1 protein-coding gene is annotated in these 356 nt (G+C 42.1%); it reads left to right on the forward strand.

The annotated features are described in order from the left end of the window. Positions 1-96: 96 nt before the first annotated feature. On the forward strand, positions 97-356 hold a 260-nt coding region (locus RYX56_RS21510), incomplete at its 3' end, for an aminopeptidase P family N-terminal domain-containing protein (RefSeq protein WP_317124012.1).

Genomic DNA, 356 nt, shown 5'->3' on the forward strand with positions numbered 1-356 from the left:
CATTTCCCTTCTGGTTTAGGACATGCTAGTTTACTTTTCTATTCCAAATTGATACGCTCAAATAGTATTTAGTTATTAAGGAGGCCCTATAAAGAAATGAATCAGCGAATAGAAAAGCTGCAAACATGGATGAAGGAAAAAGAAATAGAAGTTAGCTTCCTAACCTCTTCAGAGAATGTCTTTTATTTAACCGGCTATTATACGGACCCGCACGAACGACTACTGGCGCTGGCTGTTTTTCAGGAGGCGGAGCCATTCCTGGTCTGTCCAGCAATGGAAGTTCCTGATGCGAAACGTTCAGGATGGGAACAAGAAATCATCGGCTACAGCGATATTGAAAACCCGTGGGAGATGAT

The sequence above is a fragment of the Alkalihalophilus lindianensis genome (assembly GCF_032843265.1).
Classification (GTDB): domain Bacteria; phylum Bacillota; class Bacilli; order Bacillales; family Bacillaceae_D; genus Alkalihalophilus; species Alkalihalophilus lindianensis.